This window comes from Trinickia sp. (genome assembly GCF_036503415.1).
Taxonomy (GTDB): Bacteria; Pseudomonadota; Gammaproteobacteria; order Burkholderiales; family Burkholderiaceae; genus Trinickia.
In genome coordinates, this window is the sequence record NZ_DASXWY010000031.1 from 1 (window position 1) to 14969 (window position 14969).

General features: G+C 61.5%; 14 protein-coding genes, 1 tRNA gene and 1 pseudogene. 7 read left to right on the forward strand and 9 right to left on the reverse strand.

The window, feature by feature from the left end; all coding sequences use genetic code 11:
- Positions 1-367 (reverse strand): annotated as a pseudogene (locus VGL01_RS04550) (hypothetical protein); the annotation flags it as partial.
- 684 nt (positions 368-1051) lie between these two features.
- On the opposite strand from VGL01_RS04550, the gene VGL01_RS04555 reads away from it, so the two are divergent.
- Positions 1052-1540: a hypothetical protein gene (locus VGL01_RS04555; RefSeq protein ID WP_331567518.1), complete on the forward strand. Its 489-nt coding sequence runs from the start codon at positions 1052-1054 to the stop codon at positions 1538-1540.
- A gap of 98 nt (positions 1541-1638) precedes the next feature.
- Positions 1639-2190: a cytochrome b gene (locus VGL01_RS04560; RefSeq protein ID WP_331567520.1), complete on the forward strand. Its 552-nt coding sequence runs from the start codon at positions 1639-1641 to the stop codon at positions 2188-2190.
- Here the strand turns inward: VGL01_RS04560 and VGL01_RS04565 are convergent.
- Together VGL01_RS04565 and VGL01_RS04570 are read right to left on the reverse strand one after the other, a co-directional pair.
- On the reverse strand, positions 2187-2795 hold the full coding sequence (locus VGL01_RS04565; protein ID WP_331567522.1) for an ABC-type transport auxiliary lipoprotein family protein: 609 nt from the start codon (positions 2793-2795) through the stop codon (positions 2187-2189). The genes VGL01_RS04560 and VGL01_RS04565 overlap by 4 nt on opposite strands.
- Positions 2792-3619: an MlaD family protein gene (locus tag VGL01_RS04570; protein ID WP_331567524.1), complete on the reverse strand. Its 828-nt coding sequence runs from the start codon at positions 3617-3619 to the stop codon at positions 2792-2794. The genes VGL01_RS04565 and VGL01_RS04570 overlap by 4 nt, the downstream gene beginning before the upstream one ends.
- Before the next feature lie 383 nt (positions 3620-4002).
- Between VGL01_RS04570 and VGL01_RS04575 the strand changes: the two genes are divergently transcribed.
- Positions 4003-4329, forward strand: a complete 327-nt coding sequence (locus VGL01_RS04575; protein ID WP_331567526.1) for a hypothetical protein — start codon at positions 4003-4005, stop codon at positions 4327-4329.
- A 4-nt stretch (positions 4330-4333) separates the two neighbouring features.
- Here VGL01_RS04575 and VGL01_RS04580 read toward each other — a convergent pair.
- From VGL01_RS04580 to VGL01_RS04590, 3 genes are all read right to left on the reverse strand, one after another.
- Positions 4334-4424: transfer RNA gene (locus VGL01_RS04580), tRNA-Ser, on the reverse strand.
- 171 nt (positions 4425-4595) lie between these two features.
- The gene (serS, locus tag VGL01_RS04585; RefSeq protein WP_331567528.1) at positions 4596-5891 is read right to left on the reverse strand and encodes a serine--tRNA ligase; all 1296 of its coding nucleotides are present in this window, start codon (positions 5889-5891) and stop codon (positions 4596-4598) included.
- Between the two features lie 57 nt (positions 5892-5948).
- Positions 5949-6857, reverse strand: coding sequence for a LysR family transcriptional regulator (locus VGL01_RS04590; protein WP_331567530.1), 909 nt, complete (start codon positions 6855-6857; stop codon positions 5949-5951).
- 95 nt (positions 6858-6952) lie between these two features.
- On the opposite strand from VGL01_RS04590, the gene VGL01_RS04595 reads away from it, so the two are divergent.
- Positions 6953-7813 carry an aldo/keto reductase family oxidoreductase gene (locus VGL01_RS04595; RefSeq protein ID WP_331567532.1) on the forward strand — a complete coding sequence of 287 codons (861 nt, stop codon included), beginning with the start codon at positions 6953-6955 and terminating at the stop codon, positions 7811-7813.
- Positions 7814-7816: 3 nt separating this feature from the next.
- Here the strand turns inward: VGL01_RS04595 and VGL01_RS04600 are convergent, their stop codons facing one another.
- The 3 genes from VGL01_RS04600 to VGL01_RS04610 form a co-directional block, all read right to left on the reverse strand.
- Positions 7817-9121, reverse strand: coding sequence for a replication-associated recombination protein A (locus VGL01_RS04600; protein WP_331567534.1), 1305 nt, complete (start codon positions 9119-9121; stop codon positions 7817-7819).
- 24 nt (positions 9122-9145) lie between these two features.
- Positions 9146-9790 (reverse strand): outer membrane lipoprotein chaperone LolA, encoded by a 645-nt coding sequence (gene lolA, locus VGL01_RS04605; RefSeq protein WP_331567712.1) that lies wholly within the window; start codon positions 9788-9790, stop codon positions 9146-9148.
- A 123-nt stretch (positions 9791-9913) separates the two neighbouring features.
- On the reverse strand, positions 9914-12226 hold the full coding sequence (locus VGL01_RS04610; protein ID WP_331567536.1) for a DNA translocase FtsK: 2313 nt from the start codon (positions 12224-12226) through the stop codon (positions 9914-9916).
- A 352-nt stretch (positions 12227-12578) separates the two neighbouring features.
- Here VGL01_RS04610 and trxB point away from each other — a divergent pair, with 352 nt between their 5' ends.
- Genes trxB through VGL01_RS04625 form a run of 3 tightly spaced genes read left to right on the forward strand, consistent with a single transcriptional unit; the run spans position 12579 to position 14955 of the window.
- Positions 12579-13574: a thioredoxin-disulfide reductase gene (trxB, locus tag VGL01_RS04615; RefSeq protein WP_414720175.1), complete on the forward strand. Its 996-nt coding sequence runs from the start codon at positions 12579-12581 to the stop codon at positions 13572-13574.
- A 25-nt stretch (positions 13575-13599) separates the two neighbouring features.
- A complete protein-coding gene (locus VGL01_RS04620; protein ID WP_331567538.1) occupies positions 13600-14316 on the forward strand; it encodes a Smr/MutS family protein in 717 nt (238 codons plus the stop codon).
- Positions 14317-14334: 18 nt separating this feature from the next.
- Complete coding sequence (locus VGL01_RS04625) at positions 14335-14955, forward strand: trimeric intracellular cation channel family protein (RefSeq protein WP_331567540.1); 621 nt, start codon at positions 14335-14337, stop codon at positions 14953-14955.
- Positions 14956-14969: the final 14 nt, after the last annotated feature.

Genomic DNA, 14969 nt, shown 5'->3' on the forward strand with positions numbered 1-14969 from the left:
CGATACCCCCGCGTCGATAAGCGGGCAAGAGTGCGATATCGATCAACCGCGCCTCGGCCCCCTGCCAATCGTGATAAAGGCGTCCGATCGCGGTCTTGCCCAGCATGACTACATCGAAGCGGCCATGCGGGTAATGCCGACCGTAATACTCATGCTGCATCGAAAATTGATCGGCCAATAATGCCTTAACGCGCTCGACGCTCCATCCTGTTTGCGCGAATTCTTGCGCGCGCGTGCTTTCAAAAACCGTACGTAAAAATTCAATATCGTTTTCAGACGCAGACCGCAGGCTCAAATGTCCACCACGGGTGTTGACCATTTCTCGCATCACTTCCTTGTGCACGCGATAAACGGCCGATCGATGCATGCGACTTCAATCGACCGAGAAAATAAGTACAGGCGAGATGGATATTAGTCTAGGGAAAGTCGGCTCGCAATCTGCTACTTGGGCTGAGCGCACCGGGAATACCCGCATCGACATTTTTACCGCCCGAAGCGATATGCCAAATGTGTTGACACGAGCGGTCGTGGTACAAGGCTCGGTCTTGCTGCATGCGCTGTCATTGCGACAGCTCGTTCGGCGATGGAAACGAGGAGTGCCGCGCCGCGAGACGGCGTAAGCGGCGGTAAAGCCGTTTCAAGTGATATCGACGAAAGCCCGCGCGATGCGGACCGAACCGTGTCAGTGGACGAATTTCGCCAAATAATAAACGGCGCCGGTCAGCAAAGTCACGGCGCCGATAATGCGCCACGTCTGTACGTTCAGCGAGGCATTAAGTTCGGCCCTGAGATGCGCTAAATCTCGGCGACGGCGGCAGCCGTTGCGTCCCACTCGTGCTACAAGCGCAAAAAATCGGGCTTCGGCGGCGACCGACTGGCTCCTTCACCGCCCGGAATAGCCCGGCGTGTTCCGTCGTTTACTCACCAGGCAACCACGTTCCGAGCGGCAAGCTCTATCGCCGCGGCGTGAATTTGCCCAAGCAAACCGATGTGCTGGATGACGCGGTGATGCCGCGCATCGAAACGTCGGGGATCCGTTCAGGACCCCATCATGGACAAACTACTTCGTTTCGGGACATTAGCCGTCTGTCTCGGCTTTTCTGCGCCGACACTCGCGCAATCCTACTACGAGTCACCCGACCTGGCCGACAGTTCCAATTGCCGCGCAGTCGTCGGGCAGGCAGAAATTGACGGCGCGATGCAGCAGATCGTCGCGCGTGCGTGCCTGCAAAGTGACGGAACATGGCAGATCGTGCAAAGCACTGATGGTAGCGTGCTGTGGTATCCGGTCACGGCGTACCCGTATCCCGACCCCTGGTATTGGGGGCCGCCGCTTTTCATCGGCGGAGGCGTGAGCTTGATCTTGGTCGATCGTTTCCATCGTTTTCGTCACTTCGATCGTTTCCATCATTTTCGTCACTTCGATCGTTTCCACCAAATGGATAGCAACCACTTCGGGGCGCGAATGGGTACCGGCCTTCACCGCGGACCATTCTCCGGCGGTGGCATGCACGGATTCGGCGGGGTGCGACGGCACTAGCCCAACCTAACGGAAATGAAGGCTGATGGGCTGGCGCCCAAAGATGAACATGGATCCAGCTTGCACGAATGCGGCCTTTAGCGAACGGTACCCGAGCGATGATGCCGATTGAGAACACCGAAGACCGCTTCGGAGCGGTCGCCATCCTGCTCCACTGGTCCATGGCGGTTCTTATCATTGGACTTGCGGCATTGGGCCTCTATATGGTCAGGCTCCCCGATGTCGGGTTCGATATGAAGAAGATCATGCTGATTCTCTACCACAAGGAGATCGGCTTGTCGGTACTCGTTCTACTCGTAGCGCGGTTGGCCTGGCGGCTCACCCAGGTATTGCCGCAATTGGTTGCACATCTTCCCGATTGGCAAAAAATTGCCGCCCGATTCGTCCATCTTTGCTTTTACGCATTAATGTTCGCGTTGCCAGTGACTGGTTGGCTGATGTCCTCCGCCGCTGGCATTCCGGTCTCGCTCTTCGGCCTGTTCACGCTACCGGATTTCCTTCCTCGCGACGACTATCTGTTTCAACGACTCATCGACATCCACAAATGGCTGGGTTATTCACTCATCCTTTTCATATGCGTTCACGTGGGTGCGGCGCTGATGCATCATTTCGTACTCAAGGACGATACCTTACGCAGAATGCTGCCTTAATGTGCTTTCTCGACCACGAACCTGGCGAGTTCCCGCAATAGTTTTGCCATAGCCTCATTGGCCGCCGCAACTCCTGCGGCGGCGTTCCCTTCCCGCATGGGCTCCCGCGCCGACAATTCGCTGGTCGCAATCACCTTGTTTGTTGCCTCTCGGATCAACGAGACACGCATCGCGAACTGCAGCATTGCGGGAGCCGTAGTGAAGTCTTGCTCGAGCGTCATGATTTCGGTGTGAAGCACGAAAGTGTGGCGGCCGAAGTGGGGGGGCGATAGAACGTCGCTGAAATAACGGGTGCGTCGAAGTGCCTCGACGATTAAAGGCTGAATCATCTGCGGCGGTGTTTCCGCCCATTCATTCTGGCTGAAATACGCGACCTGATACGCCTGGGTCGTATAGGCCATCTGCCTTGTGGCATAGATCGGCGCGGCCTCGGGGATCAGCACCAGCAGGGTCGCAGAGTGGGTCTGTTCGTTGGGCAGATCGTGCGGGATATTGTCCAGTACATATTCTTTCGTATCAATCCTGACTGGCGAGAAGAGGGTGCATCCCGAAAACGCGGCTACGCATAGTGCGATGAAAGCCGCCCTGCCTATGTCGATTTTCATTTCCGCTCGCCCGGCCCGGGCGGCGGCGGTGCCGCGCCGCGTATCACGATTGACGGGTCCCGATTGATCCGGATCGCTACGTCGTTAAAGGACTTGGACAGATTGTCAAGGTTGGACAGCGCCTTGTGCGTTTCCGGCAAGATCTGCGTCTGGAGCGCTGTGACGGTGTCATGGCTCGATTCCAGCAGCGGCTCAAAACGGTGACTGGCGCGCTCGGCGTTAGCAACGATAGCGTTCAGCTTCCCGGTATTTTTCGCCAGTACTTTGGTTACCTGCTGCAAGTTGTCGGCTGATTGCTTCAGCGAAGCTACGGTCGTCTCGTCGAGTATTGACTCCAGCAGCCTGGTGATGACCTGAAAGTTTTCGTTTACCTGATTCATCGCCGTATCGAGCGTCACGGCCTTCGACGGTGCCGTCGCTATGATCGGATAGGGCTCGCCCGGGCGTGTCGTCAGTGGCCGCGAATCGCTGCCGACATCTTCGAGAGAAATGTAAACGTAGCCGGTAAACCCTCGTGTCGCGAGTCCTCGGGATGTGATCGTCGCTACGCTCGCCGAAGTGACCGGCGCGGTCCTGTCGATAGATAACACGATGTCCACGGAGTGCGGATTAACCAGCCTGACGCTTTTCACCTTTCCCACGTCGACGCCGTGAAATTCGACTGGGGCATCGGCAATGAGACCGGAGACGGAGTCCTTCGTATAGATCTGGTAGGTTGCGTATTGGCTTACTGAAAAGAAATACCAGCCCGCCCCGGCGACAGTCGACACAAGCAGGAACGCCGCGAACGCGAGTCTGGCCTTCGTGTTGATATCGAATTTCATCGCGCATTGCCTCCATGGCTACCCTGACTTCGCCAGACGTAGGCCGAGGGCGGGTGCCAGCCTGACCCGCGATAACCGAACCGTCGATGTCGCTCGCCGGCTCGGATGCGTCTGGACGCGGGCGTTCCAGACATCTGGCGTTCGTAAGCGTCCGAGTCCCGAAGGCGTCGAGCTTGCGACGTGTCCGTAGCGGTTAATATCCGCCGCCACTGCTACTGCTGCTGCCACTGCTCGCCGCGGCACCGCTGTCATGCGTCCCCGCGTTTGATGGGCATCCCGTTAAGGTGACCGACAAAACCATGAGGAAGGCTATTAATAGCTGGGTTGCTTTCATTTTGACCTCCTGTGGGCGCAACTAGCGCGCATTGCCCGGAGCTCTCCATGTGTCATATGCCCTCGCCGGCTTCTGGTCAAAGGCTAACCAGAGCGACGTGCTCGGTGTAGTGCTCCTTGGTGTTCACCAACCAACCCCTGTGAAACACAGTGCCCGATACGTGGTGGAAGGTAAACGTTCTGCGGCGCCAGAAAATTCCATTCGAGATCCTGAAGCTGGCCAGCGTTTTTCGCCCAGCGGTTCAAGCATCAAGATGACAAGAAGAGCGCGACGGCAATTGGCGACGAATTTCAATCCCTTCGTCGGGCGTGGCGCTTTTGGTGAATTCTGTGGTGGGCAAAAACGAAAACGGGCCGAGCGGCCCGTTCTTACTTGAATTTTGGCGGAAAGGGTGGGATTCGAACCCACGGTACGGTATAACCGTACACCGGATTTCGAGTCCGGCGCATTCGACCACTCTGCCACCTTTCCGTCTTGTGGATGGCATGCAGCTCATTTGCCACATTAGCTGCCCTACCATCGCTTACTTCGCTTCGCCAAGCTGGTCGCTGTTTGGCGAAGCGAAGATTATAGAACATCGAAAGCAGCATTCCAAGCTTTTTTACCAAGAAGGTCGCAAGCCGAGACGCCGCGCCTGATCGATCACGCCCTCACCGGCTCCAAGCGCTCGACGCCGCCCACATAAGGACGCAGCGCCGCCGGCACCGTCACCGAGCCATCGGCATTCTGGAAATTCTCGAGCACGGCAACGAGCGCGCGCCCCACTGCGAGGCCCGAGCCGTTGAGCGTATGCAGCAGATCCGGTTTGCCCTGAGCGTTGCGATACCGCGCCTGCATGCGACGCGCCTGGAACGCTTCGGTATTCGAACAGCTCGAAATCTCGCGATAGGTGTTCTGCGCCGGCAGCCAGACTTCGAGGTCGTATGTCTTCGCCGCGGAAAAACCCATGTCTCCCGTACAGAGCGTGATCACCCGATATGGGAGCTCGAGCTTTTGCAAAATGGCCTCGGCGTGCGTGACCATCTGCTCGAGCGCGTCGTACGACGCCTCGGGCGCCACGATCTGCACCATCTCGACTTTGTCGAACTGATGCTGGCGAATCATGCCGCGCGTGTCACGGCCGTAAGAGCCCGCCTCCGAGCGGAAACACGGCGAATGAGCGGTCAGTTTCACAGGCAATTCGCCCGCATCGAGAATGCTGTCGCGCACCGTGTTCGTCAGCGGGATTTCCGACGTCGAAATCAAGTACTGCGTCACCGCACTCTCGGCGCCACCCTTCTCCACGCGGAACATGTCGTCCGCAAATTTCGGCAACTGGCCCGTGCCGACGAGGACCTCGGGATTGACGATGTAAGGGGTGTACGTTTCCGTGTAACCGTGCTGCTGCGTATGCGTATCGAGCATGAACTGCGCAAGCGCACGATGCAGACGCGCAACCTGCCCGCGCAGCAGCGTGAACCGCGCACCGGACAGCTTCGCCCCCGTTTCGAAATCGAGCCCGAGCGGCGTGCCCACATCGACGTGATCCTTGACCTCGAAGTCGAATTGCCGTGGCGTGCCCCAGCGGCGAACTTCGACGTTGTCCGTTTCGTCGCGGCCAACGGGCACGCTTTCGTGCGGCAGGTTCGGCATTTCGAGCAGCAGCCTTTGCACGCGCGCCTGAACGCCGTCGAGCGCCGCGGCCGACGTCTTCATTGCGTCACCGAGCGTGCCCACTTCCGCCATGACCGCCGACGTGTCTTCGCCGCGCCCCTTCATCGCCCCGATCTGCTTCGACAATGTGTTGCGCCGCGACTGCAGCTCTTCGGTGCGGGTCTGAATGGCACGACGTTCGGCTTCGAGCGCCGAAAACGCCGCGACGTCGAGCGTGTAGCCGCGTGCGGCAAGGCGCGTGGCAACGCCTTCGATATCTTTGCGCAGCAACTGGATGTCGAGCATGGGGAAAGTCGATTGTCGTAAAGGGAAAACCGCGATTTTAACGCACCGCATCGACTGTCAGTCATTGCGGGTTGTGTCCTTGATGTAGTCGATGAAGGCGCGCAGCGGGGGTGGGACGAGGCGGTGTCCCGGGTAATACAGGAAAGGGCCGGAAAACGACTGCCACCACGGCTCGAGCACCGATTCCAGCGCACCGCTTTGCAGATACGGCCGCAGCCAATCCTCGAACAGGTAGGCGATGCCGCTTCCTGCTCGGGCCGCATCGACGATCAAATCGACCGCACCGGAACGCTCGACCAGCAAGGGTCCATCGACGTCAATCCTCACCGCTTCCTCGTTGCGCTTGAATTCCCAGGGCTGCACCGCGCGTCCGCCAAAGCGCATGCGCAAGCAGTCGTGCCGCAGCAACTCGCTCGGATGATCGGGTCGTCCACGCTTGGCGAGATACGATGGCGCGGCAGCCGCTGCGAAACGCTGGACTCGGGGGCCGATCGGCACGGCAATCATGTCCTGCTCGAGACGCTCGTCGTAGCGGATGCCCGCATCGCAGCCGGCTGCCAACACGTCGACGAGACTTTCTTCCGCAATGATCTCCAAATGTATTTCGGGGTAAGCGGCCAGGAAACCCGGCACGATCGTGGGTAACACCAGCCGTGCGGCGCTGACGGGAACGTTCAGCTTCAACCTGCCGGCAGGGCGATCGCGCAAATCGTTCACTTCGTGGAGCGCGGCTTCGACCTCCGTCAACGCCGGCCCGAGACGCTCCAACAAACGGTCGCCCGCTTCGGTAAGGACCACGCTGCGGGTCGTGCGGTTCAGCAGACGCACGCCCAGTCGCGCCTCCAGCCGCCGTACCGCCTCGCTCAGACCCGATGCGCTGGCGCCAGTCGAGCGTGCGCCGTCGCGGAAGCCCTTGGCGCGCGCCACAGCGATGAAAGCATTCAGGTCGGCGAGATCGACTTTCATTGTGCGAAATTTCGTACAGGTTGTGTAGATTATGCCGCCTTTTCGAACGGCAGCCGCCTGCCTACACTGGGACCTTCAACAGAAAGAGGTCCTATATGCCTTCCTCATCCGCTACTTATCGTCTCGGCGACCTGACGGTCAACCGCATCGGCTACGGCGCCATGCGCCTTTCCGGGCCCCACGTTTTCGGTCCGCCCGCCGACAAGGACGGTGCCCTCGCCGTTCTACGCACGGCGGTCGAATGCGGTGTGAATCATATCGACACCAGCGATTTCTATGGGCCGCACGTGACCAACCAGTTGATCCGCGAGGCGCTGCATCCCTACCGCGACGACCTGGTGATCGTCACGAAAATCGGTGCGCGCCGCGGCGCCGACGCATCGTGGCTGCCGGCCTATTCGTCCGCCGAGCTCGAGCAGGCGGTGCACGACAATCTGCGCAATCTGGGACTCGATAAGCTCGACGTCGTCAACCTGCGCGTGATGATCGATCCGATGCAGCCGGCCGAAGGTTCGATCGAAGCGCCGCTCACCGCGCTTGCAGAGCTGCAGCGCAAGGGCCTCGTACGCCATATCGGCCTGAGTAACGTGACCCTGGCCCAAGTGGCGGAGGGACGCCGCATTTGCGATATCGTATGCGTGCAAAACCACTACAACCTGGTCCATCGGACTGACGACGCGTTGATCGACGAGCTGGGCCGCGATCATATCGCCTACGTCCCGTTTTTCCCGTTAGGCGGTTTTTCGCCGTTGCAGTCGGCCACGTTATCCGACGTCGCTGCCCGTCTCGGGACGTCGCCCAATCAGGTAGCACTGGCCTGGCTCCTGCATCGTGCACCCAACGTCCTTCTCATTCCTGGAACGGCCTCGATCAGCCACCTCAAGGAAAACCTGGCTGCGGAAACACTCCTGCTGCCGGACGACATCGTTGTCGAACTGGACGGGATGGCGCGCTAGTGCTTATTTCTTCCCCGCTTCTTCGTCCAACTTCTTCAAGAGGGCCAACTTTTCGCTTATTTTGATTTCCAGACCTCTTGGAACCGGCTGATACCAGCGAGGCTCTTCCATGCCGTCAGGAAGATAGGTCTCGCCAGCGGCGTAGGCATTGGGTTCATCGTGGGCATACCGGTATTCATGCCCGTACCCCAGCTCCTTCATGAGCTTCGTTGGCGCATTGCGCAGATGGACAGGAACCTCACGGCTCTTGTCCTGCTTCACGAAAGCTCGGGCCTGGTTGTAGGCCATGTAGCCAGCGTTGCTCTTGGCGGCAACGGCAAGATAGATCACCGCCTGGGCCAACGCCAACTCGCCTTCCGGGCTTCCCAGACGCTCGTAGGTCAGGGCCGCGTCGTTGGCGATCTGCATGGCTTTCGGGTCGGCAAGACCGATGTCTTCCCAAGCCATGCGAACGATCCGCCGCGACAGATACCGGGGATCGGCCCCGCCGTCCAGCATTCTCGTCAGCCAGTAGAGCGCAGCATCGGGATGCGAACCGCGAACCGATTTGTGAAGGGCTGAAATCTGGTCATAAAAGTTGTCGCCGCCCTTGTTGAAGCGCCTGGAATTCAACGTCAACGCATTGCGCACGAACTCCGCGTCGATCTTCCGAATTCCGGCGGCACCGGCAGCCGTCTGGCACTGTTCGAGCAGGTTCAGGAATCTTCTGGCGTCACCATCCGCATAGCCGATGATGGTGTCCCTGGCCAGATCGTCGAACTCCAGACCGCCAATCGCCTTTTCCTGAGCGCGTCGAAGCAGCTGCTTCAACTCGTCGTCTGTCAGCGATTTCAGCACGTAGACCTGCGCCCGCGACAGCAAGGCCGAATTCACCTCGAAGGAAGGATTCTCGGTGGTGGCACCGATGAACGTGACCAAGCCGCTTTCCGCATAAGGAAGAAGCGCGTCTTGCTGCGACTTGTTGAACCTGTGAATCTCGTCGACGAACAAGATCGTGTGCTTGCCCATCGCCAGATTCTGCTCGGCTTGCTCCATTGCCGCCCTGATGTCTTTGACACCGGAGAAGACCGCGGATAGGGCAATGAATTCGCATTTGAAGGCCGTCGCGGTAAGGCGTGCCAAGGTCGTCTTGCCGACTCCCGGCGGCCCCCAGAAGATCATGGAGTGCGGCTTGCCCGACTGGAACGCCAATCGCAGCGGCTTACCCTCACCGAGCAAGTGGGACTGGCCGATGACCTCGTCCAAGGTCTTCGGGCGAAGCGCCTCGGCGAGCGGCGCAACGGGTTCTTGCGCGAACAGATCAGGCATGACGCGTTTTCCCGATGGCGAGGCTCAGCCGTTGATGACATCGGCGCCCTTCGGCACCGTGAACTTGAACGAATCGGCCTTGAGCGGCGGGTTCTTCTGGATGTTCGTGAACGTGAGCAGCGTCACGTTGCCGAAGACGTCGTGCAGTTCCATCGCCTCGAGATTGCCGTCCCTGAAGCCGATGCCGACACGCTCGAACTGGGTATCGCGCGACTTCGGGCGCAGCTCGAGCCAGTCGATCCCCGCCTTCACCCCCGCGTCGCGCAGCGTGAAGTTCTGCTCGATATCGTTGCTGCCAAAAAGAATGGCTGCCGGGCTCGCACCGAGCGCGCCGCCCAACTTGCGGATCGTGACCTGATTCAGATCTTTGTCATAGACGTAAAGATTCGAGCCATCAGCCTGCAAGACCTGCTCGTAGGGCTTCTCGTAGGTCCAGATGAATTTGCCGGGCCGAGAGAAGACGAACGTGCCGCTCGACGTTCCACCCTGCGTCGGCTTGGCGCCTTGCGCCTTCGAAGGCGCCTTCACTTCCTTTTGCACGAATTCGCCGCGCGCCGAGTGCACTTGCGAGATAAAGGCTTTCAATTGCTCGGTCCCGCTGGCAAAGGCCGTCGGCGCCGCCACCGCGAGCGCGGCACCGAACAGGGTTGCGGCAAGCCCTCGGCGCATAGGGCGCGAGACCCACGAAAGCGAGAGCAAGCGCCACGCGAAATGCCGGAAACGATGCTGCATGGGGGTGATTCTCCGTGATGAACTGAGCCGCGCGGCTTCTCGGCCGAGCGGCAACGATGCCTAGTCGCCGTCGCGCGCGGGCACGAGGATTTCGCGATTGCCGTTGGTGGACATCGCCGAGACGAGCCCCGATTGCTCCATCTGTTCGAGCAACCGCGCCGCACGGTTGTAGCCGATTCGCAGATGCCGCTGCACGAGCGAGATCGAGGCGCGGCGGTGCTTCACGACGATCTCGACGGCCTGATCGTAAAGCGGATCCGACTCCTCCGCCCCACCCGCCGCGCCGCCGAGCGCGGCGGAGCCTTCGTCGCCCTCGCCCGCCACGCCGCCCTCGAGAATGCCTTCGATGTAATTCGGCTCGCCCTGCTCCTTGAGCTTCTGGACGACGCGATGCACTTCCTCATCCGAGACGAAAGCACCGTGCACGCGGACCGGCAAACCTGTGCCGGGCGGCATATAGAGCATGTCGCCCATGCCCAGCAACGATTCGGCGCCTTGCTGATCGAGAATCGTGCGCGAATCGATCTTCGACGAGACCTGGAACGCAACCCGCGTCGGCACGTTGGCCTTGATGAGACCGGTGATGACATCGACCGACGGGCGCTGTGTGGCGAGAATCAAGTGGATGCCGGCCGCGCGCGCCTTTTGCGCGATGCGCGCGATCAGCTCCTCGACCTTCTTGCCGACCACCATCATCAAGTCCGCCAACTCGTCGATGACGACGACGATGTTCGGCAGGCGCGTCAGCGGCTCCGGTTCGTCGGGCGTCAGGCTGAACGGGTTCGGCAGCTTTTCGTCGCGCTTGGCCGCTTCGTCGATCTTGTGGTTGTAGCCGGCCAGATTGCGCACGCCGAGCTTGCTCATGAGCTTGTAGCGGCGCTCCATTTCGGCCACGGTCCAGTTCAGCGCGTGGCCGGCCTGCCGCATATCGGTGACGACGGGGCACAGCAAATGCGGAATGCCCTCGTAGACGCTCATTTCGAGCATCTTCGGATCGATCAGGATCATGCGCACTTCGTCGGCGCTCGCCTTGTAGACGAGCGAGAGGATCATCGCGTTGATACCGACCGATTTGCCCGAGCCCGTCGTGCCGGCTACGAGCAGGTGGGGCATCTTGGCGAGGTCCGCGCATACCGGCTTGCCGCCGATGTCCTTGCCCAGACCGATCGTGAGCTTCGAGGCCGCGTCGGCATAGACCTCCGAGCCGAGAATCTCCGAAAGCCGCACGGTCTGGCGGCGCTGGTTCGGCAACTCGAGCGCCATGAAGTTCTTGCCAGGAATCGTCTCGACGACGCGGATCGAAACGAGCGACAGCGAGCGCGCGAGATCCTTCGCGAGATTGACGATCTGGCTGCCCTTCACGCCCGTGGCCGGCTCGATCTCGTAGCGCGTGACCACCGGGCCCGGGTAGGCGGCCACGACGCTCACGTCCACGCCGAAATCCTTGAGCTTCTTTTCGATCAGACGCGAGGTGAACTCGAGCGTATCGGCCGACACCGACTCCTGCACGGCCGGCGCCGCGTCGAGCAGCGCGATCGGCGGCAGCGTGGTGTCGCCCGGCAGGTCCTTGAACAGCGGAACCTGCTTTTCCTTCTCGACGCGCTCGGACTTGGCCGGCGTCACGATGGGCGGCACGATCGTGACGGGTTCGTGATCTTCCAGGCGCACGCGGCTTTGTTCGACCTTGCCTTCGCGCTTGACCGCAGCCGCTTCGCCGAGCTTTCGATCGCGGCCGGCTTCGCGGCGCAGCTTCGCGAACGTCACCGCCGAAATGATGGCGTCGCCCACCCGCTCGGCAACGGAGAGCCAGGAAAACCGGAAATAGAGCGACAAGCCGATGGCGAGCGCGATCAAGAGCGCCAACGTGCCGCCCGTGAAGCCGAGCGCATGCGAGACGCCGCGCGCCACGGCGTCGCCGACGATGCCGCCCGGCGCACGCGGCAACGGCACCCGCAGCGACCACATCCGCAAGGCTTCGATTCCGTCGCATGCGAGCAACACGAGCGCGAACGCGAACGCATCGGCAACCCACGATTCGCGCGGTTTGTCCTCTTCGGCTTCCACTTGATGCGTGAGCCGGCGGTAGTTCGCGGCGATGCGCCGCGCGAGCAGTGCGACCCACCAATAGGCGGACACGCCGAACAGCAACAGCAGGATGTCGGACGTCCAGGCACCCACGCGGCCTGCCCAGTTCGCGATGCGCTCGACCTGCTCGGCGTGCGTCCAGCTCGGATCGTGGCGGCTGTAGCTGACGAGCGCCATCGCCAGGAACACGCAGAGCGCGACCTGCAATATCCAGCGGATTTCGGTGAAAAGGCGCGACATGCGATGCGGTAAGGCTTGCGCGTGCGCCGAATAGGGAGCTTTGGCCATGAATCCGTAAAGGCTTGGCGTGCAGGCCCGTAGGCGCCGGCACGCCGGTCGTTCGATGCGGGCTATTGTAAACGCTGCGTCGCGCCACGGGCTGTAAATGACGGTAACGGCGCAACAGCCGGGCTGCCGCACGCGCGCCCGACGCTGGGCCGCGCCGCGCGTGCGACGGGTGCCGGCTATCGCCACGATTGAAATTCCCTGGGCGGCAAGCCAAGCCCCTGCCCTTTATAATGCGCGGGTGTGCCCCATTTAGGCCTAGACGCGCAACGGGTGCGCGCTGCCAACGGTCAGCATTGGCTGTGCCGCCGCCCCGTCAGCTCATTTAGCGGTATTCATTACGGATTCGATCTCCATGTCCACGCGCAAACACGCCAAAGTCCTCATCCTCGGTTCCGGCCCCGCCGGCTATACGGCTGCCGTCTACGCGGCGCGCGCCAATCTGTCGCCGGTGCTCGTCACGGGCCTCGCGCAAGGCGGGCAACTGATGACGACGACCGATGTCGAGAACTGGCCGGCCGACGCCAACGGCGTTCAGGGTCCCGAGCTGATGCAGCGCTTTCTCGACCATGCCGAGCGTTTCAACACCGAAATCGTGTTCGACCACATCCACACCGCGAAGCTCGACGAAAAGCCCATCCGTCTGATCGGCGATTCGGGAGAGTACACCTGCGATTCGCTCATCATCGCGACCGGTGCATCGGCGCAATATCTGGGGCTGCCCTCGGAAGAAGCGTTCATGGGACGCGGCGTGTCGGCCTGCGCGACGTGCGACGGATTTTTCTACAAGCAGCAGCACGTCGCCGTGGTGGGCGGCGGCAATACGGCCGTCGAGGAAGCGCTCTATCTCGCGGGCATCGCCAGCAAGGTGACCGTCGTCCATCGACGCGACAAGTTCCGCGCCGAGCCGATTTTGATCGACCGGCTGCTCGAGAAGGAAAAGGAAGGCGTCGTCGAGATCAAGTGGAACCATGTGCTCGACGAGGTCAAGGGCGACGATTCCGGTGTCACGGGCCTGCGCATCAAGCATACGAAGACGGGCGAAACGTCCGATATCGCGTTGCAGGGCGTGTTCATCGCGATCGGCCACAAGCCCAACACCGATATCTTCGCCGGCCAGCTCGAGATGAAGAACGGCTACATCATCACGAACGGCGGGTTCAGCGGCAACGCGACGGCGACGAGCGTACCCGGCGTCTTTGCCGCGGGCGACGTGCAGGATCACGTCTATCGGCAAGCCATCACGAGCGCCGGCACCGGTTGTATGGCGGCGCTCGATGCGCAGCGCTACCTGGAAAGCATCCATGAAGTGCATCAGGCTCACGTCATGAGCCACGAATCGGATCGCTAACGTCCGAGAGCAGTCCGGCTGTGTCATGAGCAGACATCGAACGCGTCCCGGTAGCGTCAAACCGGGCGAAGGTCCCGTGCGGGCTGGCGGCTTGGCCAGTCTCGGCGGGCTGCGCGACGCGCTAGAACGCAGCGCGGCCCAGCGCGAACGCGAGCGCGCCGCCGCCGCCAAAGCGGCCCGGGAGGCCTCGGCCGACGCCGAACTTTTCCGGCGCGAAGTCGGCAGCGTATCGCCGCTGAAGGCTTCGGCGCGCGCAGTGCACGAGCGGGCGGCGCCGCCGGCCGTGGCGGTGCAGACGCGGCGCGACGAGCGTGCCGTGCTGGCCGAGGCGATCTCCGACGAATTCGATCCCGAAGTGCTGCTCGATACCGACGAGTCGCTCTTTTACTGCCGGCCCGGCATCGGCCACGAAGTCGTGCGCAAGCTCAGGCGCGGTCACTGGGTCGTGCAGGCCCAGCTCGACTTGCACGGCATGCGGCGCGACGAAGCGCGCGAGGCATTGGCGGAGTTCATTCGCGAAACGGTCAAGCGCGGCTTGCGCTGCGTACGCGTGGTTCACGGCAAGGGACTCGGCTCGGTCGGCAAGGAGCCCGTGCTCAAGGGAAAGGTCCGCGCCTGGCTCGTGCAGAAAGCGGAAGTCATTGCATTTTGTCAGGCACGCGAGCGCGATGGAGGCGCCGGCGCCGTGCTCGTACTCTTGCAGCCCCCCAGCGCGCCGAAGGCGCCCCCTCGTTCAGCCTGACTTTTCACGACCGCACGCATGCACCCGAGGCTTACCCTCGCCCTGTCGATCATCGAGGGGCTCGCCATTTTCGCCTTTGCGGTCTCGGGGTTCATCGAGGCGCGCAAGCGGCGGCTCGATGCGGTGGGCACGTTTCTCGTCGCCACCGTCACCGCCTTCGGCGGCGGCACGGTCCGGGACGTCCTGCTGGGCCGGAGGCCGTTCTATTGGGTCGAGCACCAGACCTACGTCATCGTCATTTTCGCTTTGTCGTTCTTCGCGCCGGTCATGCTGCGCATGGCGTCGCGCGTACTGTCCGAGCGTGCCCTGCTCGTCGCCGATGCGGTCGGTCTCGGGCTCTTCAGCGTATCGGGAACGTCGATTGCCCTCGAGTCGGGCATGCCCTGGTTCATCTCGGCAATGATGGGCGTGGTGACGGGTGTATTCGGCGGAATTCTTCGCGATGTGCTCTGCAACGAGGTGCCGCTCATCCTCAGGGACTCGCGGCCCTACGCCACGTGCGCACTGGCGGGCTGCGGCCTCTACCTGCTGCTCGCGAAAGCTGATGTCGACCCCGTCTACAGCGTGCTGGCCGCAACCGCTTTCATTCTGGTCGCGCGGCTCGTGACATTCAAACTCGACGTGCGCTTGCCGCATTGAGCATGGCAAGCGCG